Below are 22,155 nucleotides of genomic sequence, written 5' to 3'. Positions count from 1 at the left end.
GGTCGCTGGCAGCGTAAAACGCTGTCTCGTGGTGCGGAGGGACTTCGCAGCAGATGTCACCCTTGGGCACTGACATGTCATGGCGGTGTCCGTGGTGACGTCCGTTCCGGACATCAAACATCAACAGAAGTCACCCTTCGCGACATGTTCATTACAAGTCGTTACTGGCGATGATCGGCCACGTCCCACCGCCGACCACCAGAGGTACCCCCTGGTGACCGGCATCGACGCCGAAGATCGCGCAACGGACCGGGCCGGAAGCGACCCCGAGGCCGTTCACTTCATCCCGTGGAGGAGCCGAATCGTGTTTCCCATCGGTACGCCCATGGCCGACGCTCTGCGTCGGAAGGTCAGTGAGGGTTTCTACGACCCCAAGGCGCCGCAGTTGCGTCGGCTTCAGGGGTTGCTCACCCGGTCGCGGGTGGAGGTGGTGTTCCGGTGTGACGACGGGGCTCCGTTGCTGGAGGTGCCCTCGATGGAGTTCGCGATCTGGACCGATCTTCGGGAGCGGGACTTCTTCTGGAAGCACCGGAACGAGCGGGCCCACCAGGTCCCGGTAGCGCAGGTGGAGGAGGCGGCCCGTCAGATCGTCGAGCATCTGGCTCGTCTCCCGGCCCCTGGGTTGAAGGGTGCCGCGTCGGCTGAGGGGGCGTCCTCGTGATCGGGTCGTCTCGGCCGGGTGGGCGGCATCGTGACGGGCGGCCGTACAGCCTGGTGTATCGGCGGGTGTGGGACGGCCCGGCCCGTGCGGAGGCCGAGAGCCTCAACCAGGCGTGGGCCGGATGGACGGTGCTCTACAGCCTGGGGACGCGCCGGTTCTACGGGTTGTGTTCGTGGCCTGCTCCGCAGCCGGTGATCGTCAGCGACACCACCGCCGAGGGGTTGGAGCGGCGGATGCGTGAGGCCGAGACGCTTCTGATCCTGCGGATGCCGACCGCTGAGGGGCGGCGACCGGCCGGGAGGCGACGGTTGCGGTCGGCGAGGAGGGCGGCGTGATGCCGTGGTCGGTGCCGGGAGGCGCGGATCCCAGCTGTGACAGTCTGCAGCGGGCTCATCCTGATTGGTTGGTCTTCCACAGTTCGCATTCCGGCCTGTGGAGCGCCTACCGAGGTGTTCTGCCCGGCAGGTCGTACGCCGGGGACGTGCTGTTGGTACGGGCCGGGTCCGCTGAAGAGCTGGATCGCAAGCTGGCCGCTCAGGTGTCCCCGGTGGTGCCGCCGAGCATTCAGGCCGTCGCCGTCGCCCGTGCTCTGCAGACCCGGGCCGCCCGGATCTCCCGGGCCGTTCACGCCGTCGCGCCGGGTCGGTCTACGGCGTTGCGCAGACTGTTGCGTTCCTAGAAGCCGGTACGGCGGGCGGTGGGACGTCATCCCACCCGCCGCTCCGCCGTACCTCGTGAACGTGCGGCTCAGGTGGGAGGGACCTGGGCCGCACACCCTCGCAGGACGGCTCCCACACACGCCGAGTGTGCTGGGGAAGAGGGAGCCGTCTGGCACACCGGTCTTCCTATAAGGAAGGCCGGTCCTCCTCCAGGGTGCCCGGCCGCATGCTCCCCGGCTCGGGGCCGGGCACCCGCCCCCACCGCAGCCGCTACTGACCCCCATGGAGCCCTCCATGTCCCCACTCAAGGCCGTCGCCCCCGATGGCACCTTCATCACCGAGGCCGGAACGACCGAACGGCTTCTCACGCCCGGCGAGGTCGCCCGGATCTTCGGCGTGGACCCCAAGACCGTCAACCGGTGGGCACTGACCGGCCGCATCCCCTCGGTGCGGACCCCCAGCAGGCAGCGACGCTACCGGGAGAACGACATCAGGGCTCTGCTGGACGGTTCCCAGGGCTCCTGACCGGCTGTCTCCACGAAATCACCCTCTCAATTCGGTTTGGTGATAAATCACATTTAGGAGGATAAAAAGCTATAAATCTCATGACGCGAGGTCCATACATCGTGTGCCGGTGTGGCCGTGGTGTACCGAGGATGTGATCCGGCTCGTATTGTTGCCCCGAGGAAAGTCGTCATGCGCGTCGGATTTGTCGGTCAAGTGTGTCTTTCGCAGATCATGATCGACGCGTTGTGAGGTTCCCGGCTGCGCGGCCGGATGGCTCCGTCGGGCGCCCGTTGGGCATCCGGCGGGAAAGGACGGTAGCGGTGCCCGACGCAGGACCGTTGAAGGCGACCGACCCCCGGCGCATCGGCGTCCACAACCTGCTCGGAGTGCTGGGCAGCGGCGGCCAGGGCACCGTCTACCTGGGCAGGGGCCCCTCCGGGCAGCAGGTGGCGGTGAAGGTCCTGCACGCGCGCGTGGTCGAGAACACCACCGAGATGCGGCGCTTCGAGCGCGAGGTCGCGCTGGCGCGGCAGGTGGCGGCCTTCTGCACCGCCACGGTCCTTGAGGCCGGGTTCAGCGAGGGACGGCCCTACCTGGTCAGCGAGTACGTGCCCGGCCCCTCCCTCCAGGAGCTGGTCGCCACCGACGGCCCCCGCACGGGAAGCGGCCTGGAACGGCTGGCGATCGCCACCGCGACCGCCCTCGACGCCATCCACCGGGCCGGGATCGTGCACCGCGACTTCAAGCCCACCAATGTGATCATGGGTCCCGAGGGGCCGGTCGTCATCGACTTCGGCATCGCCCGCATCCTGGAGGGCACCGACGCGACCACGGTCTCCGCGCTGGTCGGCACCCCCGCCTACCTGGCCCCGGAGCAACTGGCCAACCAGCCCGCCAGTGCGGCCTCCGACCTGTTCGCCTGGGCGGCGACCATGGTCTACGCGGCGACCGGCCGCCGGGCCTTCGCCGGTGAGCACGCTGCGGCGATCATGGGCACCATCCTCAACAGCGAACCCGACCTGGACGGGGTGCCCGAGCCGCTGCGCGCGCTGCTGGCCGCCTGCCTGGCCAAGGACCCCAGGGACCGCCCCGGGATCGGCGAGGTGCTGGCGATGCTGACCGGCCGTATTCCGGCGGAGCCGTACGAGATGGAGACCGTCACCGAGAGCCCCGCCCCCGCCCCGGACGGATCGGCGGTCTCCGGCGCGGTGACGCCGAATCCGGCGGCCGAGCGGGACATGATCTCCACCGGGGACCGGCCGGTACGGCGCTCCTTTCCGCGTGGCCGTGCCGGGTGGATCACCGCGGCGGCCGGTGTCGTGGTCGTCGTGCTCGGGGTGGTCTTCTGGCCCTTCTCAAGGGAGCCGGTGACGAGCGCGGCTCCGGCGACGGCGGCGGCGGTGGTGCCGGGCGTGGTCGGCACCCAGAGCGACGACATCTGGGCGGTCGCCGCCGCGCAGGTGGACGGGCGTCCGGTGGCGGTGACCGGCAGCGCGGACGATACGGCCCAGGTGTGGGACCTGACGACGCGCACGCCGGTCGGTGATCCGCTGCGCGGGCACACCGAGGACGTCAGCGCGGTCGCGATCGGGCAGGTGGACGGACGTCCCGTGGCGGTGACCGGCAGCGCGGACGACACGGTCAGGGTCTGGGACCTGGTGACGCGTCAGCCGGTCGGCGACCCGATGAGGGGGCACACCGAGGACGTCTACGCGGTGGCGGTCACCCAGGTGGACGGACGTCCCGTGGCCGTCACGGGCAGCGGCGACGACACGGTCAGGGTGTGGGACCTGACCACCCGCCAACCCGTCGGCGAGCCGATGAAGGGGCACACCGAGGACATCTGGGCGGTCGCCGTCGGGCAGCTGAACGGACGCCCGGTCGCGGTGACCGGTGGGGTGGACGACACGATCCGGGTGTGGGACCTGACCACGCGCCGTCCCGTCGGGGAGCCGATAACGGGACACACCGGTGACGTGTACGGCGTGGCGGTCACCCGGCTCGACGGCCGTCCCGTGGTGGTGAGCAGCAGCGAGGATGACACGGTCAGGGTGTGGGACCTGGCCACGCACCAGCCCGTGGGGCAGCCGATGGTCGGTCACACGGGCAACGTCACGTCGGTGGCGGTCGGGCAGGTGGGCGGCCGCACCGTCGCCGTCACCGGGAGCTGGGACAGGAGCGTCCGCCTGTGGGACCTGACCACGCGCAGGCCCGTCGGCGGGCCGTTCACCGGGCACACCAGCACCGTCTACGGCGTGGCGGTCACGCGGATCGGAGGACGGGCCGTCGCGGTCAGCGGCAGCAGGGACACGGCCGTGCGGGTGTGGGACCTGGGACCCGCGTCCTGAAATTCCGCGCCACTTTTTCGATGTCCGAAAATGGAATTCTCGATAGTCCGGAACAAAGTTCGCAGGAGGCGCCGTAGGTGGGATGTGTCGGGTTTTTGTGGCTTTTCCTGTGTGGCGAAGCGTGACACGATAAACGATCAAACCGGTTTCTGCTGGAGATTTTTGACGGAGGGGAGTACGGCCCCATGCCGTATGCGATCGTCGGGCACGAAGGTCCTCTCACCGGACAGCGGTTCCTGATCGGCGACGAGCCGGTGACCTTCGGCCGCCGGGGCGACAACAACGTGGTGATCACCAGCGAGCGGGCCTCGCGCTTCCACGCCGAGGTGCGCGCCCAGGGTGACGACTACGTGCTGCAGGACCGTGGAAGCCGCAACGGGACGCTGGTCAACGGCAGGAAGATCACCTCCCACGTGCTCCAGCCCGGCGACACGATCTCCATCGGGGGCGAGACGTTCCGTTTCGAGACGTTCGACGACCTGGAGACCGTCGTCGACGCCTCCATGCTCCCGACGGTCGTCAGGGCCGTGCCCGGCGTCGGGATGGGACAGGTCCTGCACGTCACGATCTCCGGCGGCGGGCCCGTCGGGCTGAGCCTCGCCCTGCTGCTCGAACACCTCATGGGACACCGGGTGTCCATCACGATGTACGACGGCCGCTGGACCCGGGACGGGGCGCGGATCGTGTGGCGGAACGCGGCCCAGGGCAACAACCGGCGCCAGCAGGTGGTGACCGTACAGAGCCGTCAGTATCTCAACCTGCCCGAGGACGTCCAGGAACGGCTGTTCACCACCGGCTCCTACAGCGAGATGTGGCCGGCGGGCCCCGACTCGATCCGCGGCTACAGCCCGCGCAACATCCGGATCGCCCACGTCGAGGACGTTCTCCTCGACATGGTGAACGAGAAGGCCGACCGCATCCGGCTGATCCCCGAGAACCTCGACCCGGTCGCACACCGCGACGGCATCGCGCAGGACCACGTGCTGGCCATCTGCGAAGGCGGGCGTTCCCGGACCCGCGAACACTTCGGTGACAGGTTCGGGCAGGCCGACAAGTCGATCTACTCGCTGGACGGTCACCACGTCCAGGACGTGGTGCTCGGCATCCGCGTGAAGTCCGACCTGCCCGACCCCATGATCGTCCTGCTGACCGTGGCCCAGAACCGCTTCCTGCTCAACTCGCTGCGCGGCGAGGGGTTCCTGAACGTTCGCCTCACCGACGCCGAGGCCAAGGAGGTCATCGGCATAGACCCCATCCGGCAGGTGTTCGAGGAGTGCATCGCCTCCAACCCCTGCCTGATGGAGCGGACGGAGAGCGGCGACTTCCACTGCTCGACGCACCAGACGCTGTTCCTGCCCGCCCTGATCAGGGGCTCGGCGCTGTGGAGGCGGGTGCAGGAGGGGCTGACCCTCTTCGGCATCACCGAGGACAACGTGAGCGCCGTCACCGGCTTCCGGCTGGACATGGTGCAGCGGCCCCGCTTCACCTCCCGGCTGTTCTTCCCGACCTCGACCACCCCGGGCACGTACGGCTTCCTCCTGGGGGACGCGGCCAACGCGATCCACTTCTGGCCGGGACGCGGGCTCAACAGCGGACTGGCCTCGGCCATCTCGCTGGCGCGCTCGCTCAACCGCAACTGGCGGGGCAGGCCGTTCCGCGACGCCGACTTCGTCCGCCACGAGGCCGCGATGTCGATGCTGCAGTACCGGCACAAGAGCCGCGCCTGGAACGCGATGGTGGCCGCCGACGAGCAGGGGGTCACCCGGGCCATCAAGGACAAGATCGCCCAGGGCCTCGAAGAGGGCGCCGCCGGGGTGGACAGGAACGCCGACATCGACGTCCTGATGGACCGGCTGCGCCAGATCCGGTCCCGCCTGGCCCCGAGAATCCCCGGCATGCCCGACGACGCGGCCCTGCTGGAGCGGCTGAGCGAGCTGCGGAGCGAGACCGTACGGTCCCTGGTGGTCAGCGGCGCCTGGGACACACTGACGGTCGGGGGTGAGGAGGTGGACATCGACATCTTCGACACCCCGGTCCCGGCGGAGCCGTCCCCCGCCGACGCGACCCTGTTCGTGAGGCCCACCACGACGGCACCGCACGACCTCTCGGGAACCACGGGCCCCCAACCGGTCCACAACGAGGCGGAGTGAGAGACACCCCCCGCGCGCGGGGGGTGGCCCCACGCATGAGGGACGAGGGCGGAGGTCGCGTCGGTGCCCTTACCTGCGAGATCGTCAACCGGTCCGGGCGCTACTCCGTACCGTCCGCAGGAAGGCGCTCCGGCAGCCCGAGTCGTGGGAACCGGTCGCCGTGGAACGTGAAGATCTCGGTGATCGCCCCGCCGGTGACGCGCAGGACGTCGATCGTCAGCGGCAGGTACGCGCCCTCCCGCTCCCGCCAGAGGTAGAAGGCGACGGCGGGCTGCCGGTTCACGGAGGTGGGGACGGCACGTAGGCGCCCCATGCCCTCGAAGCCGCTCTCGGCCCAGCCGTTCACCACCGTTTCGCGGCCGACGTACAGGCCCGGCGTGGGCGGCATCGAGTAGCGGACGTCGTCCCGCAGCAGTGCGGCGAGCCCGTCGATGTCCGTGGCCACGCTGGCGTCGGTGTACCGGCGCACCAGCTCGCGCGTCCCGGCGTCCTCCTCCTCACCACCGGTCCAGTCCTGCCGCTCGGCGGGCAGGTGCTCCCGCATTCCGGCGCGGGCCCGCTGTAGTGCGCTGTTCACGGAGTTGACGGAGTCCCCGAGGAGTGCCGCGACGTCCTTCGCCGGCCAGCCGAGCACGTCCCGAAGGATCAGCGCGGCCCGAGGGCGCGGCGCGAGGTGCTGGATCGCGACCAGGTACGCCAGTTCGATCGTCTCCCGTGCGACGGCGGCGGTCTCCGGCTCGTCCGCGTCGCCCGCGGGCAACTCGTCGAGCAGCCGGTCCGGGTAGGGCTGAAGCCACAACGCCTCGCCACCGGTCGCGGGCTCCGGGCGGCACCTGGCGAGCAGGTCCAGGCAGGCGTTGGTGGCGATCCGGTACAGCCAGGCCCGGAACGTCGACCGTCCCTCGAAGGTCTCCCGCCGCCGCCAGGCACGCAGGAACGTCTCCTGCACGGTGTCCTCGGCGTCCTCGAACGACCCGAGCATCCGGTAGCAGTGCACATGCAGCTCCCGCCGGTGCCGCTCCGCCAGTCCCGAGAACGCGGGCTCGTCGACCTCGCCCAGACCGCTCACGCCCAGCTCCTCCAGCAGCGTTCCCACACTCATCACGTCATCCTTCCGCCTCGTCGTGTCCCGTCGTAGGTATGACGGGTTCTGGCGCGACAACTCATCACCGCGGAGCACGGCGAGGAGGGCGTGGGCGGCCATGAAGACTGGAACTCGCGGCCGTACGCGCCGGGACGTCCGAGGGGAACAGAGGATGAATGAACGATGTCCATTCGGTGTCCGAAAGCGTGGTGCCGTACGGGGTGGAATGGGATGATTGTTCGCTGAAGGAGGGAAATTCCAGAAGGGGGCAATCTGGCCTGGAAGTGGGTTATTTGGTGATCTAGATATGCGGCGAATGCTCCACAAAGCGCTCAAGTCGGGACATCGTGCTATCCCTTTTTTGTGGGGTGGTTCGGTGGAAGGATCTGATTTATCGTGGCAAGTGATAATAAGGCGCAATAGGAGCGACACATGGATCCGCTTGTGCTGGCCGCGGGGACGGCGTTGGTGACGGCCATGGCCACCGACGCCTGGCAGGACGCCCGCGCCGGGGTGGTCGCGCTGTGGCGGCGCTTCCGCCCCGAACAGGCCGAGGTCGTCGAGGGTGAGCTGGTCGAGGCCCACGCCGAACTGCTGACGGCGCGACAGGCGGGGGACGTCGAGACCGAGCGGGCACTGGCCGGTGTCTGGCAGGTACGGCTGGCGCACCTGCTGAGAGAGGCCCCCGAGTCGGCCGCCGAACTGAGACGCCTCCTCGACGAGGAACTGACCCCGCTGTTGTCGGTCACGGAGCAGACCCGGATCGGTTCGATCGTCATGAAGGCGGTCGTCCGAGACCAGGGACGCCTTTATCAGGCGGGCCGGGACCAGCACATCAACGAACGCTGAACGGAATTCCCCGGCGGCCGTGACGCCGCCCTCGTCCGGCTCCACAACGTCGTATGACCAGGCCGGAAAGTCAATGGCTGACTCTTTTCAGAATGACCGCCGGGAGCCGGAACCCGAACCGGTCCCACCGGCACGGGAAACGCCCACCGGAGACAACGTCCGCCTTGAGGTGTCCGTCTCCGACCAGGGCCACGTGTACCTGGCCAACAGGGACCAGCACTTTCACTACGGCGAGAAACTGAGCGCCGAACAGCGGACCCGGCCGGGGGCGGTGATCGAGGAGTGCCCCTATCCAGGGCTGTCCGCCTTCGGCCGTGAGCAGCGAAGGTGGTTCTTCGGCAGAAAGGACCTGACCGGTGCGCTGGTCGGCCGTCTCGACCGGCGGCTGCGCACGGGCGGTCTTCAGGTGGTCATCGCCCCCTCGGGCGCGGGGAAGTCCTCGCTGCTGCACGCCGGTCTGCTACCCGCGCTCGACCAGGCGGCCCTGCCGTACGCCAACCGGTGGCCGCAGGTGACGCTCACCCCCGCCGCCACACCGGTCAGGGAGATGGCCGGCAGGCTGGAACGCCTCACTGGTGTCGACCGGGACCGCATCGCCGAACAGATCGCAGGCGGGCCGGAGCGGTACGTCTCGGCGCTGGAGAGGTGGCTGCGCGAGCGGGCCGGCGACCCGGCCGCCGCGCGGATCGTCGTGGTGGTGGACCAGTTCGAGGAACTGTTCACCGAGTGCGACGACGAGCGGGAGCGCGAGGCGTTCGTCGAACTGCTCGTACGGCTGGCCGCCACACAGGCCGGGCTCGTGGTGATCGGGGTCCGCGACGACTTCCACTCCGCCTGCGCCGCGCATCCCCTGCTGCAGCCCGCCCTGGAGGACCGTCCGCTGGTGGTCGGGCCGATGCCGGAGGCGAACCTCAGGGAGGCGATCGTCTACCCCGCCCAGGACCTGGGGGTGGATCTCGAACCGGGGCTGGCCGAGCTTCTCCTGGGCGACCTGAGGGCGACCGCGGGTGACAGGCGGACGAGCGGGTACGAGGCGGGACGGCTCCCGCTGCTGGCCCACGCGCTGCGTCTGACCTGGCAGCAGCGCAACGGCGCCACGCTGACCGTCGAGGGGTACAAGGCCACCGGCCGGATCGAGGGCGCGCTCGCGGCCACCGCGGAGCAGGTCTTCACCGGTCTGGACGACACCGCCCAACGGCTGGCCAGGCTGCTGTTCCTCCGTCTGGTCAAGCTCGGGGACGGAGCCGAGGACACCCGCAGGCGCGTCGCCCACACCGATCTGGTCGGCATGCACGCGGACCCGGGGACGACCGCGGCGGTGGTGAACGCCTTCGCCGGGGAACGGCTGCTCACCCTGGACCGCGAAGCCGTACAGATCACTCATGAGGCCCTGCTGAGCCACTGGCCCCGGCTGCGCGGCTGGCTCAACGACGACCGGGCGGGGCGGCTCATCCACCAGGACCTGGAGGACACCGCGGCCGCGTGGAGCCGTGAGAGGGGCGACTCCTCCCGGCTGTACCGGGGAACCCGGCTTGACGCCGTACGTGTGTGGGCCGAGACCAGGCCCGAGGACGAACTCACTCCCGTCGCACGCGACTTCCTCGCCGCCTCGGCCCGCCAGCGACGCCGTACGGCCCGGCTGAGGACCGGCGCCGTCGCCGCCCTGACGGTGCTCGCCCTGGTCGCCTCCGTCGCGGCCGTCTACGCCCTCCAACGGGGCAGGGAGGCGATCACCCAGCGGGACCTGGCCGTCTACCAGCGTGTCGTCGCCGAGGCCGACCGGCTCAGGGAGACCGACATCTCCCTGTCCGCCCAGCTCACCCTGGTCGCCCATCGGATGAACCCCGGGGAGGAGACCCGGACACGACTTCTCGGCACCCAGGGCGACGCCCTTTCCACAAGCCTGACGGGACACGTCGGTTACGTCGAGTCGGTGGTCTTCAGCCCCGACGGGCGGATCATGGCCAGCGGCGACGGCAGCGGCACGGTCCGGCTGTGGGACGTCTCCGCCCCCGCCCTGCCGAAGCCGCTCGGCCGTCCCCTGAGCGGCTCCATAAGCGGCGTGTCCGTGGTGGCTTTCAGCCCTGACGGACATCTTCTGGCGGCCGGTGACTCCGGCGGGAGGGTGCAGCTGTGGGACCTCTCCGACCGCGCGCACATCAAGCCGACGGGGGAGCCGCTGCTCGGGCACATATTCCAGGTGACGGCCATCAGGTTCACATCCGGCGGGAACACCATGATCACCTCGGGGGCGGACGGAGTCGTCCAGAAGTGGGACCTGACCGTTCCCTCCCCGCTGCTGGAGGGACGGGGCATGGCCGACTCCGTCTTCGACGACGGCGGATCGGTCTCCTCGACCGCCGTCAGCGTGGACGGGAAGACCCTGGCCGTCGGCACGGGCGACGCGAAGGTGCACCTGTTCGACATCTCAGACGTCAACCGTCCCAAACCGCTCAGCGATCTCCTGGAGATCCACAGAGGTGAGGTCAAGGCGATGGCGTTCAGTCCGAACGGCAGGACGCTGGCCACGATCGGAGGCGCCGGTGACGCGGGGGTGCTGCTGTGGGACGTCTCCGACCCCACCGACGGCACACTGCTCAACATTCCCTCGCGGAGCCGTACCTTCATCGGCACGTCGGTCGCATTCAGTCCTGACGGGCGGACCCTGGCCGCGACGTACACCGACTGGACCGTCCGGCTGTGGAACGTCTCCAACCCCTCCGTCATGACGCCGCTGGGTCACTTCCTCGTCGGCCACACGGGGTTCGTCACCTCGGCCGCGTTCAGCCCTGACGGGCGGACCCTGGCCAGCGGTGCCTCGGACGGGTCGGTGCGGCTGTGGAACGCGCCCAGCGCCTACCTCCCCGGGCACACGGAGACCGTCACCTCCGTGGCGTTCGGCCCAGGCGGGCGGCTGCTGGCGAGTGCCGGAGTCGACAGATCGATCATCCTGTGGGACGTCTCCGACCCGCTGCGGGCCAGGCGCGTCGGCCGTCCGCTCCTGGGGCACAGGAACTCCGTCGCCTCCCTGGCCTTCGGCCCCGACGGGCACACGCTGGTGAGCTCGGGCGCCGACGGGGACATCCGGCTGTGGGACGTGACGGACCCCGCGCGGGCCACTCCCGTGGGAACGCCGCTGAGAGCTGGGAAGAAGGTCGCGATCATCTACGCGGTGGCCTTCGACCCCACGGGAGACGTGCTCGCCGCCGCGTCGGGCGACGGAGCGGTGCGCCTGTGGGACGTCGCCGCCCGCAAGCTCCTCGCCGAGTCGCCGGGGAAGAAGGCCGCCGGGGACGACGAGGCGCGTTTCAGCTCGATCGCGTTCGGCCAGGGCGGAAGGCTCCTGGCGAGTATCAACCTGAACAACACCATCACGCTGTGGGACGTCTCCGATCCCGCCCGTCTCAGGCCGGTGGGCCGTCCGCTGGAACTGCGGGCCGACGCCACGAGCAGGAGTTCGGAGTCCTCCAACTTCTACTCGGTGACCGTCAGTCCCGACGGGCACACCCTGGCCGCCTCAAGCGCCGACGGGAAGGTGTACCGGTGGGACATCACCGACCCCGCGCGGGCCACGCTCAAGGAACGACCGTTGACGGGCCACACGGGTGTCGCCTATTCGGCGCTGTTCAGTCCCGACGGGCGCACCATGGCGAGTTCCGGCTTCGACGGTGTGCTTCGGCTGTGGGACATGACCGACCCCGCAGGAGGGAAACCTCTCGGGCAGCCGCTGCTCAGACACACCACCGCGTTCCTTCCCGTCGCCTTCGACCGGACCGGCGGGTTGCTGGCGGGCGGCAGTGACGACGGGGCCGTCTGGCTGTGGACGCTGGACGAGGAACAGGCCGCCCGGCGGATCTGCGCCTATACCAGGGGCGCCCTCGACCCCGAGAAGTGGCGCCGTTTCGTGGGGGAGGGCATCCCCTACGACCCGCCCTGCCCCTGATCCCGACATATCCGGTATCTGGCCGGTATAGGCTGCCGAGCCGTGAGTGGATCTATGGCGTTTGTGAAGGATGTCGAGGTCGCGGCGCGGGTGAGCCGTATCGGTGGGCTGCCGTTGGCGCCGGAGGGCTTCGACTGGCCGCGCTGCGCCGTGTGCGATGGGCCGTTGCGGTTCCTGCTGCAGCTCATCACGGACGACCTCGGCGACCACGCCGAGGCCCTGCGGCCCGGGGCACTCCTGTCGTTCTTCATGTGCGACAACGATCCCGGCCAGTGCGAGGCCTGGAACCCCGAGGCGGGCGGCAACCGCGCCTACCTGTTCGCCGAGGACGCCACGGTGCCCCTGCCGTCCCCCGGGGAGGCGTTCGTTCTCCCGCAGTGCTTCGAGATCGGCATCTGCGAGGTCGAGCCGGAGACGGCGGACGAGGTCGCGGAGTTCAAGGTGGTCGGCTGGCTGGGTGGCGAGGCGGAGTGGTGGGAGACGGACATGACGCCCACGTGTTCCACCTGCGGCACCCCCATGGGCTTCGTCGCGCAGATGAGGGAGGGCTACAGCAGGAACTGGCTGATGAACTTCGGCGGCGGCGAGGCGTTCGTCTTCGCCTGCCCTCCCTGCGACGCGGCGTCCGTGGTCCTGCAGGGCTGAAACCCCGGTCCGTACGGCGTGGCCGACAAGAGCGGGCCGTACGACCAAGGGGTTCAGGGCCTGGCGAGCCGTAGTCCGGCGGTGAGGGATCCGGCCAGCAGTACGGCACCGGAGGCCACCCCGCTGACGATCGGCACCCAGGGCAGGGAACCCGCCCAGGCCATGAGGAATCCGGCGATCCCGAGCAGGGTCAGGGCCACGCCCGGCACCGCGATGGTCCCGTCCTTCCACACCGGGGCCAGGGCGACGAAGTGGACGCCCACGATGATCGCCACCCACGCCACGTTGACCTCCGCGGGCGCGCCCAGGGCGGCCAGCAGCCGGAGGCCGCCGAACAGCGCGAGCACCTCGACGGCCACCACGATCAGGTAACCGCGCCCGAACATCGTCCTCACGGTCCCTCCGGAGGCGGCGGTCCCTCCGGAGGCGGCGGTCCCTCCCGAGACGGCGGTCCCTCCCGAGACGGCGGCGGCAGGTCGTCGCACATCGGTGAACCACAGCGCCAGCACGGCCGCGACGGCCAGGCCCGCGAGCACCCGCAGGACCGTGACCACGACGTCGCCCAGCGGACTCCGCGCGTTGACGAAGACGAAGACCGCACCGAAGACGGCGCCGACCAGTAATCCGCTCATACGTTGCATGCGTTTCATCCAAGCCCGCCGGACGCCGGCCGGACACGGGTGCCAGACCTACCCTGACGTAGTGCCGCCCCTACCTGGCGGCCCCGCGCTGGTAGGCCAGCACCGCCAGCACCCGCCGGTTGACGTCGTCGCCCGAGGGCAGGTCGAGTTTGGCGAACACACCGGCCACGTGTTTGCCGACCGCCGCCTCACTGATCGACAGGGCCCGCGCCACGGCCGCGTTGGAGCGTCCCTCCGCGATCAGCGCCAGCACCTCCCGCTCCCGAGGGCTCAGCCGCGCCGTCGGCTCGGTGACCTCCCTGGCCCTGTCCCAGGTCTGTTCGAACAGGTCGATCAGGACGCTGATCAGGCTCTGCTGCCGGATCAGCAGCGCGCCCGGCGAGCGGAGCACGGGGGTGATCCTGACGAAGGCCGCCTCCCGGTCGAAGACGAGCAGCTGCTGGATCGGCTCGTCCACGACCCGGTGCAGGTCACCTGCGGCGTGCAGTTCCCTGAGCCGGGCGAGCTTGCGTTCGTCGTCCAGCACGCTCGCGTGGACGACCGTCCGCATCCGCATCCCGCGTGCCAGGGCGTCCAGCACCTGGCGGCGGCTGCGCTGCTCCTCGCGCCCCTGCTCAGGAGAGCCCAGCGGCTGCATGGCGCGTAGTTCGCGCGAGGTGGCGACCAGCCGGGTGATCTCCTGCCTGACCCGCTCCCCGTCCTCCAGCCGCGCGACGTCCACGGGGACACCGCGCAGCTCGCCGACGACCTCTTCGAGCCGCCGGGCCAGTTGGTCAAGAGACGCTTCCATCAGGAGAAGTTTCCCATGACCCACCAGACCCGACGACTCTCACCAAAACGGACGGCGGGGTCAGGGCTGGCTGGCGGTGAGAACCCGCAGGGAGTGCTCCACGAGGGTCACCAGGACGGTCTTGGCCGAGCTGCGGCGCCGTACGTCGCAGAGCAGGACCGGGACGTCCGGGTCCAGGTCGAGGGCGACGCGCACCTCCTCCGCCTCGTACTGCTCGGCCCCGTCGAAGCAGTTGACCGCCACGATGAACGGCGTGCCACGCTGCTCGAAATAGTCGATCGACGGGAAGCAGTCGGTCAGCCTGCGGGTGTCGGCGAGCACGACGGCGCCGAGCGCGCCGTAGGACAGCTCGTCCCACATGAACCAGAACCGTTCCTGACCCGGGGTGCCGAACAGGTAGACGACCAGCCCCTCCCGGATCGTGATGCGTCCGAAGTCCATGGCCACGGTGGTCGTGGTCTTGTTCTCCACGCCTTCGACGTCGTCGATGCCGATACCGCGGTCGGAGAGCACCTCCTCCGTGCGCAGTGGGCGGATCTCACTGATCGAGCCGACGAGCGTGGTCTTGCCGACACCGAATCCGCCCGCGATGAGGATCTTGAGCGCTACAGGTTCGTCAGAGGGCCCGAAGTCCATTGATCACTTCCTTGAGAATGCGCTCGCTCGCCGACGCGCGCCCGATCGAAATGAGCTTGTGGTCCTTGAGGTCACCGAGGAGCACCCGGACGACGCCGAGCGGCAGGTCCAGGTCGGAGGCGATGTCGGCGACCGAGGTGGCCTCGACGGTGACCAGGGAGAGAATGCGTTCGTGCTCGGGTCCCGGGACGAACCCGCCGGACGGGGCCGAACCGGTCGCCTTGACCATCGCGACCAGGTCCAGCGTGTCACCGGACGATCTGGTACGGCCTCCGATCAGCGCGAACGGCCGGACGACCGGTCCCGCCTCCTCGTCCATCCACCGGGTCATCCGCCCGCTCCGCCCTCGGCCCCGGGGTGGGAGAACCCGGGGGACGAGAACCAGGACGACGGAAGCCCGGTCATGTGAGGCCCTGTCTCGGCCGGGCGGAGATGTGCTGGCCGACCCGCTTGACCAGCATCGCCATCTCGTAGGCGATGTGGCCGACGTCGGCGTCCGCGGCGCTCAGCACGGCCAGGCAGGTGCCCTGCCCGGCGGCCGTGACGAACAGGAACGCCGACTCCATCTCCACGATGGTCTGGCGCACCTCACCACCGTTGAAGTGACGGCCCGCTCCGCGCGCCAGGCTCTGGAACCCGGAGGCGATGGCGGACAGGTGTTCGGCCTCCTCCCGGTTGAGCCCCTTGGAGAAGCCGACGGCGAGCCCGTCGGTCGACAGGATCACCGCCTGACGTACCGCGCCCACCCGGTTGGTCAGGTCGTCGAGGAGCCAGTTGAGCTCGCCAGTACTGGACGCTTTTCCAGTCATTAGTCCTCCTTGTCGCCTGTCCTGTGGTGTGCGAGATCGGGTTTCTCTTCCTCCCGGCCGCGTCGCGCGCCCGCCTGGAAGGCGGAGAACAACGCCCGCGCCTCGTCCGGTGAGCGCTCCGGTGCCTCGGCGGGGCCGGGCTCGGGGCCCTCTGGAGGCTCCTGGCGGAGCTGCGGGGCCAGGTTGGCCTGCCGTACCCGGCGGGGCAGGGCCCGTGGCCGTGGCGCCCCCTGCGCGGGTTCCCCGCCGCCCGCGCCGTTGGGGCCTCCCGGGGCCGGGCCGCCCGCGACGGGGCCGTCCGCGACCACGGACAGGGAGGGTTCGGGAACGGGCGGGGCACCCGTCGTCCTGCTCCTGCGGGGCAGGGCGCCCGGAATGGACGACTCGAACAGGCCGCCGGAGGGACGCGCGGGAGGTTCGGCGGGCCGTTCCTCCACCCGCTCCGCGGTGAGGGCGAGCTGCGCGGGCAGTTCGGCCAGCACGGTGCGCGGGATGAGCACGATGGCGGTGGTCCCGCCGAAGGGGGAGCCGCGCAGGATGACGCGGATGTCGTGTCTGGCGGCGAGCCGCCCGACCACGAACAGGCCGAGACGCTCGCTGTCGGCCAGGTCGAACTCCGGCGGGGTGGCCAGCCGTTCGTTGAGGACCGCGTACTCCTCGGCGCTCAGGCCCAGGCCGCGGTCCTCGACCTCGATGACGAAGCCGTTGGCGACCAGGTCTCCGCGCACGGTCACCATGGTCTGCTCGGGGGAGTAGATCGTGGCGTTCTCGATCAGCTCGGCGATCAGGTGGGTGATGTCGGCGACCGCGGCGCCGTCGAGCGCGGCGGCGGGCATCGGCGCGACGTTGACCCTGGTGTAGTCCTCGACCTCGGCGATGGCCGCCCTGACGATGTCCACGGCCGCCACGGGGTTGCGCCAGGCGCGTCCCGGGGCCGCCCCGGACAGGATGATCAGGCCTTCCGCGTGCCGCCGCATGCGGGTGGTCAGGTGGTCGAGCCGGAAGAGGTCCTCAAGGCTGTCGGGGTCGGTCGCCCTGCGCTGCATGCCGTCGAGCAGGGTGAGCTGGCGCTGCAGCAGGTTCTGCTTGCGCCGGGCGAGGTTCAGGAAGACCTGGCCGACGCCGCGGCGCAGGTTGGCCTGGCCGACGGCCGCCTCGACGGCGGTGCGCCGTACCGAGTCGAAGGCGTGGGCGACGTCGCCGACCTCGGTGGAGTCGCCCACCTTGATCGGTGGGATCTCGGCGGGGACGTCCACCTCCTCGCCGCGCCGCAGCCGTTCGACGACGCTCGGGAGCCGTACGTCGGCCAGGTCGAGGGCGGTCGAACGGAGGGTGGCGAGCTCACCGGCGAGCCTGCGGCCGAAGCGGACGGACAGGATGATCGAGGCGATCACCGCGACGAGTCCCAGGCCGCCGGCGACCACGATCCTGACGATGATCCCGGTGGCGATGGACCTGGACCGCTGGGACAGGGTGTTGGAGGAGGAGACGCCGAGCTGGTCGAGCCAGTTGGCCACGCTGTTGGTGGTCTGCTTCCAGCGCTGCGCCTCGATGGGCAGCCGGTCCCCCTGGGTCCCCGCGATGGCCCTCTCCAGGGCGGTGAACCGCTCGAAGGCCGTCGAGTCGAAGGTCTCCCGGTACGGCCTGCCCAGCTCGGCGTCCAGCGCGGACAGGCCCCGCGCGTGCAGGTAGCGCCGGGTGGCGACGTACTCGCCGAAGGCCTCGCGCTCTCTCGGGGTGAGGCGGTAGTCGATCAGCGCGCCGCTGATCAGCGCGTTCTCCCTGGCGATCATCTCGCGGGCGTTGCCCATGGACTGCATGGCCGCGGCCTGCCGGTAGATGCCCAGGTCGGGGACCGCGACGAGCTGGTCGTACAGGAGGAAGACCGAGTCGAGGACCCGGTTGTAGTTCGTCAGGACGTCCAGGCGCGCGTCACGGCCGCTGTCGATGCCGGCGCGGATGGTCGCCAGCCTGCCGATCTGGCTGAGCACCCCGTTCAGCGCGGTGCGGAGTTCCGGGCTGCCGGAACCGGTGGACGCGGCGGCGGCGCGGAACTTCTCGGCCGCCCGGTCGGTGCGGGCGCGCTGGTCGGCGATCCCGCTGGTGAGGACGCGGGAGCTGATCGCGACCGAGGACTGCGTCCGTTCCGCCTGAAGCTGGAGCCCAAGCTCGGTGGAGGTGAGGCCGACCGTTTGGTAGAGGTTGTTCGACCGTAACAGCGCGGCGCCATCGCCAACCGTCAGATTAAGGGCGAAACCCCACAGGGCACTCAGTGACAACAGGGGCAGGAGCAGCAGCAAGAAGATCTTGAACCGAATTGACCGGTTTCCAGAGCCCATGCCCACTCGTCCCAACTTCTGAGTGTGTGGAGGCCCGCGTCGCCTTGGGGATGGATATGCCTCCGGAAGATCGCACAGGAGACTAGCACCGATAGGGTTTCCGCGCAGTGGAGGATCTGATGATTAATGTGATTACCGGGGCGAGTGCCGGAATCGGTGAGGCCGCTGCCGTCGAACTCGCCAGGCGCGGGCGTCAGGTCGTTCTGGTCGGCCGGAACCAGGAAAGGCTGGCCGGGGTCGCCGCCAGGGTCAAGGAGGCCTCGGGGTCCGTCCCGGACACGCTGACCTGTGACTACACCTCCCTCGACGACGTCAGGCGACTGGCCGGTGAGCTTCGGTCCCGCTACGAGCGGATCGACGTCCTGGTCAACAACGCGGGCGTGATGTCCACAGAGCGGACCCGCACCGGGGACGGCCACGAGACGATGATCCAGGTCAACCACCTCGCGCCGTTCCTGCTGACGACCCTGCTGCTCGACCGGGTCGGGGAGCGGGTGATCACCACCTCGTCCATGGCGGCCAGGTCGGGCAACCTCGACCCGGCCGACCTGAGCCGTGAGCGGCGCCGCTGGAGCGGCTGGCTGCAGTACGGCGACTCCAAGCAGGCCAACGCGCTGTTCACCGTCGAACTGGCCCGCCGCCTGTCCGGCACCGGGGTGAGCGCGACCTGTTTCCACCCCGGCGTGATCAAGACCGGGTTCGCCTCGGGAACGTTCCTGATGTGGATGACCCACCACATCCCGGGCGTGGGCCGTACGGTCGAGCAGGGTGCGAGCACCCTGGTCCACCTCGCCACCCACCCCGACGGGACCACGCACCCGGGGCGTTACTTCGCCAACGGCGCCCCCGCCAGGGCTCCCAGGGGCATGACCGACCCCGGCCTGGCCCGCGACCTCTGGGAGGCCAGCGAAAGGGCCGTCTCCTGACCGTCCCCGGGATGTCATCCCGGGTTCGCCCGCCGTTGGGACACGGGCGGCTACGGTGCGTGGCCTGTGAGCGTCACGAGCCCCCGCCAGGTCGCCGCCGTCCCCACGGCGGGCAGGGACCCCTTCTTCGACAACGCCAAGTTCCTGGCGATCACCCTGGTCGTCTCCGGGCACCTGGTGGAGGACCTGCGGGACGTGGCGGTGGCGCACGCGGCCTACTTCTTCGTCTACGTGTTCCACATGCCGCTGTTCATCGTGCTCAGCGGCTACCTGTCGCGGAACTTCACCTTCTCCTCCGGCAAGGCGCGCAAGCTGATCAGCACGCTCGCCGTGCCGTATGTGATCTTCGAGCTGCTCTACTCACTGCCCCGCCTGATCCTGTACGGCAAGCTGGACATCAGCCTGCTCGACCCGTACTACCTGACCTGGTTCCTGATGTCGCTGTTCCTGTGGCGGCTGTCCACCCCCGTCTGGCAGCAGCTCAGGTGGCCGCTGGTGGTCGCGGTCGGCCTGTCGCTGCTGTCCGGGACGAGCAGGCTGCCCGACGAGCTTTCGATGAACCGCACGCTGGGACTGCTGCCCTTCTACGTGCTCGGCCTCATGCTGCGCCCGGAGCACTTCGAGATGCTCAGACGGCCGAAGGTCAGGATCGCCGGGGCGCTCACACTGGTGGCCGGGGCGGCTCTCGCGCTGGCCGTGCACACCTCGGTGAAGACCGAGTGGATCCGCTGGCGGCACGCCAACGACGCGATCGGGGTGGACGACCTCACCGGCAGCCTGATCCGGCTCGGCATGCTGGCGGCCGGGGCGCTGCTGGTCGCGGCCTTCCTCGCGATCACCCCCTCGCGCCGGACGTGGTACTCGGGCCTCGGCGCGGCGACCATGTACGCCTACCTGCTGCACGGCCTGGTGGTGAAGGTCGCCGAGCGCTTCTACGGCGACTGGGCGCGGACGGTGCCCGGCGTCGTGGCCGTGGCGCTCCTCGGCGTCGTGCTGGCGGCCCTGCTGTGCACGCCCCCGGTCAGGGCCCTGACCCGCTGGGCGGTCGAACCCAGGATGAGCTGGGCCTTCACCCGGCTGCGCCGCCCGTCCCCCTGAACACCCAGCCCCGGGAGCCTTCAGGCCCGCGAGCCTTCAGCCCCATGGGCCTGCAGGTCAGCGGGCCTTCAGGTCCGCAGGTCGAGGACGGCCCGGTAGGCGGCGGTGATCGCCGCGTCGGCGTAGGCGGCGGGCACCGAGTCGGAGTTGGCGATCGCGATCCGGCCCCACCTGCGGCGGGCGGTCTCGGCGGGGAAGGGCCCGTCGGGGTAGAAGTCCAGGTTCCACGGGGTCGCGTACTCCGGCGCGTAGCCGTGTCCCCACCGGTTGACCGTGATCGCCTGGATGTCGCGGACCGGGTCGAACCCGCCGGGCCCGAGCAGCCTGACCAGCTGCTCACGGATGCTGAACTCCAGATAGGAGTACGGCGTGCCGAGCAGTTCGCGTCGCCCCGCGGCAGAGCCGTCCGCCGGCGACATGCCCGGCACCGCGGGAGCCCGTACCAGGTGGGCCAGGACCGGCTCTGCGGGGTCCTCGGGGGGCCGGTAGCCGCCGACGGCGACCCGGGGGGCCAGCTCCGCGACGGACCAGTAGGCCCCGGTGAAACGGACCCGGCCGACGCCGATCGCCCGCCAGGCCCGCCAGTCGCGCAGCTGGACCGTGGCGTAGAGCATCGGCACCTTGACGGCCGCGCGCAGCGCCCGTTCCTGCTCGGGAGGCAGCCCGGTGACGAGGTGGGGGATCATCATGTTCCAGCAGGCCATGATCACCCCGGCGGCCCGTACGGTCCTGACCCGGTCGCCGTCGAAGTAGCCGACCGTCGCCGTGGCCGCGGTCTCCGGGTCGCCGTCGTTGGCCACCGAGACCACCGGGCTGGACAGGCGGACCCGGACCCGGTTGCCCGGCCGGTCGAGCCGGTCGTAGTCGAACCGCGCGGTCGTGACGTCCTCGGGGTCGACGGAGGTGGCGAACCCGGGGACCATCCTGCCGACCATCATCCTGACCAGGGCCTGGTTGCCCTCGGGGAAGAGCAGCACCTCCCTGGGCGCCTCCCACTGCCTGATCACGCTCGGCGAGTTGTAGACCGAGGGCTTCGACCGGTCGAGCCCGAGCCCCTGGAAACCGGGGTAACCGCACCCCCAGGCGTCGACGGCGCCGAAGGCGTCGGAGCCGTACCCCCACTCGTCGCTCGGCATCGTCCGCACGAAACGCAGCACGTCCGGGTGGACCCCGCAGACCTCCCCGAGGAAACCGGAGTAGGTCAGGCTCGCCAGGAACCGGTGCTTGGCCCGCTCCGTCAGGCCGGGCAGCCAGTCGGGCGGGTCCAGGTGGAGCGTGAGCAGGTCCCTTCTGGCCCGTTCGGCGAGGGGCAGCTCGGCGATCCACCGGCGGGTGTCCGTGCCGGTCGGCACGAGCCGGTCGACGCCGAAGGACTCCCGGTCGCAGAAGACCCCCTCCCGCGTCCCGAGGCCCGGGTACGGCACGGCGGCGAGCCGTGCGGGCCGTACCCCGAGCCGGTCGAGCAGCAGTCTGCCCTCGGGGGTCCAGGCGGAGGGCGCCTCGATCGCCTGGGAGCCGCCGTAGCCGACCAGCGGCCCCCGGCGGCCCGTGGGGTGGAACTCGTTGCGGCGGGCGTGCCCGCCGACGTCGTCGTGGTTGTCCAGGATCAGGATCCGCGCGTCCGGGTCGTGTTCGAGCCAGCGGTGGGCCGCGCTGATCCCGCTGATCCCGGCGCCGACCACCACCAGGTCGTAGCGTTCGCCGGTCGGTTCGGCGGGGCCCGCGTGGGCCCAGAACCGGCCGTCGCGCAGGGCGTGCGGCACCCCGACGTCCTGCGGGGTGTCGCCCCGCAGTCCCGTCAGAGCGGCCGGGTGGCCTCCCCGCGGTGCCGTCCCCATCGGCTCGGCCGACACCGGCCGGCCGGTGAAGGTCTCCAGCGCCGCGACCCCGGCGGTCGTCGCGACGCCGTCGAAGAAGTCGCGGCGGGAAATGGGGCGGTTCATCCCCAGTTCCCCGGCCCTGTGTGGAGTGATCTCCCCGGGATCCGTCATGGAGGGATCATCATGAATCGGGCCGCCCGACTTGGTCGTCCAAGGGCGGCGACGAGGACTTTTTACCCGGGGCGTTGAA

The 22,155-nt window shown here is 70.3% G+C and carries 19 protein-coding genes; 11 read left to right on the top strand and 8 right to left on the bottom strand.

Annotated features, from left to right (window positions below; translation table 11 throughout):
* The first annotated feature begins 214 nt into the window (after positions 1-214).
* The 6 genes from ABT340_RS14425 (at position 215) to ABT340_RS14400 (ending at position 6,325) form a co-directional block, all read left to right on the top strand.
* Complete coding sequence (locus ABT340_RS14425; protein ID WP_352011179.1) at positions 215-661, top strand: hypothetical protein; 447 nt, start codon at positions 215-217, stop codon at positions 659-661.
* Positions 658-996 (top strand): hypothetical protein, encoded by a 339-nt coding sequence (locus ABT340_RS14420; RefSeq protein WP_352011178.1) that lies wholly within the window; start codon positions 658-660, stop codon positions 994-996. The genes ABT340_RS14425 and ABT340_RS14420 overlap by 4 nt, the downstream gene beginning before the upstream one ends.
* Positions 997-1,064: 68 nt before the next feature.
* Positions 1,065-1,340, top strand: coding sequence for a hypothetical protein (locus tag ABT340_RS14415; protein WP_352011177.1), 276 nt, complete (start codon positions 1,065-1,067; stop codon positions 1,338-1,340).
* 274 nt (positions 1,341-1,614) lie between these two features.
* On the top strand, positions 1,615-1,845 hold the full coding sequence (locus tag ABT340_RS14410; RefSeq protein ID WP_352011176.1) for a BldC family transcriptional regulator: 231 nt from the start codon (positions 1,615-1,617) through the stop codon (positions 1,843-1,845).
* A gap of 302 nt (positions 1,846-2,147) precedes the next feature.
* Positions 2,148-4,175 (top strand): WD40 repeat domain-containing serine/threonine protein kinase, encoded by a 2,028-nt coding sequence (locus tag ABT340_RS14405; protein WP_352011175.1) that lies wholly within the window; start codon positions 2,148-2,150, stop codon positions 4,173-4,175.
* A 185-nt stretch (positions 4,176-4,360) separates the two neighbouring features.
* Complete coding sequence (locus ABT340_RS14400) at positions 4,361-6,325, top strand: FHA domain-containing protein (RefSeq protein ID WP_352011174.1); 1,965 nt, start codon at positions 4,361-4,363, stop codon at positions 6,323-6,325.
* 100 nt (positions 6,326-6,425) lie between these two features.
* On the opposite strand, the gene ABT340_RS14395 is transcribed toward ABT340_RS14400, so the two are convergent.
* The gene (locus tag ABT340_RS14395; RefSeq protein WP_352011173.1) at positions 6,426-7,427 is read right to left on the bottom strand and encodes an RNA polymerase subunit sigma-70; all 1,002 of its coding nucleotides are present in this window, start codon (positions 7,425-7,427) and stop codon (positions 6,426-6,428) included.
* Positions 7,428-7,841: 414 nt separating this feature from the next.
* Between ABT340_RS14395 and ABT340_RS14390 the strand changes: the two genes are divergently transcribed.
* The 3 genes from ABT340_RS14390 to ABT340_RS14380 all read left to right on the top strand — a co-directional run bounded on the left by ABT340_RS14390 (position 7,842) and on the right by ABT340_RS14380 (position 12,846).
* Positions 7,842-8,258 carry a hypothetical protein gene (locus tag ABT340_RS14390; RefSeq protein ID WP_352011172.1) on the top strand — a complete coding sequence of 139 codons (417 nt, stop codon included), beginning with the start codon at positions 7,842-7,844 and terminating at the stop codon, positions 8,256-8,258.
* Between the two features lie 73 nt (positions 8,259-8,331).
* Positions 8,332-12,201, top strand: coding sequence for an nSTAND1 domain-containing NTPase (locus ABT340_RS14385; RefSeq protein ID WP_352011171.1), 3,870 nt, complete (start codon positions 8,332-8,334; stop codon positions 12,199-12,201).
* 54 nt (positions 12,202-12,255) lie between these two features.
* The gene (locus tag ABT340_RS14380; protein ID WP_352011170.1) at positions 12,256-12,846 is read left to right on the top strand and encodes a DUF1963 domain-containing protein; all 591 of its coding nucleotides are present in this window, start codon (positions 12,256-12,258) and stop codon (positions 12,844-12,846) included.
* Between the two features lie 53 nt (positions 12,847-12,899).
* Here the strand turns inward: ABT340_RS14380 and ABT340_RS14375 are convergent, their stop codons facing one another.
* The 6 genes from ABT340_RS14375 to ABT340_RS14350 form a co-directional block, all read right to left on the bottom strand.
* Positions 12,900-13,478: a hypothetical protein gene (locus ABT340_RS14375; RefSeq protein WP_352011169.1), complete on the bottom strand. Its 579-nt coding sequence runs from the start codon at positions 13,476-13,478 to the stop codon at positions 12,900-12,902.
* 79 nt (positions 13,479-13,557) lie between these two features.
* A complete protein-coding gene (locus tag ABT340_RS14370) occupies positions 13,558-14,277 on the bottom strand; it encodes a helix-turn-helix transcriptional regulator (protein ID WP_352011168.1) in 720 nt (239 codons plus the stop codon).
* Positions 14,278-14,337: 60 nt separating this feature from the next.
* A complete protein-coding gene (locus ABT340_RS14365) occupies positions 14,338-14,913 on the bottom strand; it encodes a GTP-binding protein (RefSeq protein ID WP_352011167.1) in 576 nt (191 codons plus the stop codon).
* Positions 14,894-15,244 carry a DUF742 domain-containing protein gene (locus ABT340_RS14360; RefSeq protein WP_352011166.1) on the bottom strand — a complete coding sequence of 117 codons (351 nt, stop codon included), beginning with the start codon at positions 15,242-15,244 and terminating at the stop codon, positions 14,894-14,896. Before ABT340_RS14360 ends, ABT340_RS14365 begins: the two co-directional genes overlap by 20 nt.
* A 70-nt stretch (positions 15,245-15,314) precedes the next feature.
* Complete coding sequence (locus ABT340_RS14355) at positions 15,315-15,722, bottom strand: roadblock/LC7 domain-containing protein (protein ID WP_352011165.1); 408 nt, start codon at positions 15,720-15,722, stop codon at positions 15,315-15,317.
* Entirely contained in the window at positions 15,722-18,022 is a 2,301-nt protein-coding gene (locus tag ABT340_RS14350; RefSeq protein WP_352011164.1) for a sensor histidine kinase, read from the bottom strand. Before ABT340_RS14350 ends, ABT340_RS14355 begins: the two co-directional genes overlap by 1 nt.
* A 158-nt stretch (positions 18,023-18,180) precedes the next feature.
* On the opposite strand from ABT340_RS14350, the gene ABT340_RS14345 reads away from it, so the two are divergent.
* The gene (locus ABT340_RS14345) at positions 18,181-18,987 is read left to right on the top strand and encodes an SDR family NAD(P)-dependent oxidoreductase (protein ID WP_352011163.1); all 807 of its coding nucleotides are present in this window, start codon (positions 18,181-18,183) and stop codon (positions 18,985-18,987) included.
* A gap of 66 nt (positions 18,988-19,053) precedes the next feature.
* Positions 19,054-20,085, top strand: a complete 1,032-nt coding sequence (locus tag ABT340_RS14340) for an acyltransferase family protein (RefSeq protein ID WP_352011162.1) — start codon at positions 19,054-19,056, stop codon at positions 20,083-20,085.
* A gap of 68 nt (positions 20,086-20,153) precedes the next feature.
* On the opposite strand, the gene ABT340_RS14335 is transcribed toward ABT340_RS14340, so the two are convergent.
* Positions 20,154-22,028: an NAD(P)-binding protein gene (locus ABT340_RS14335; protein WP_352011161.1), complete on the bottom strand. Its 1,875-nt coding sequence runs from the start codon at positions 22,026-22,028 to the stop codon at positions 20,154-20,156.
* Positions 22,029-22,155: the final 127 nt, after the last annotated feature.

The organism is Streptosporangium sp. NPDC000239 (assembly GCF_040300765.1).
Taxonomy (GTDB): domain Bacteria; phylum Actinomycetota; class Actinomycetes; order Streptosporangiales; family Streptosporangiaceae; genus Streptosporangium.
This window is presented reverse-complemented; position numbering and strand designations above follow the sequence as displayed.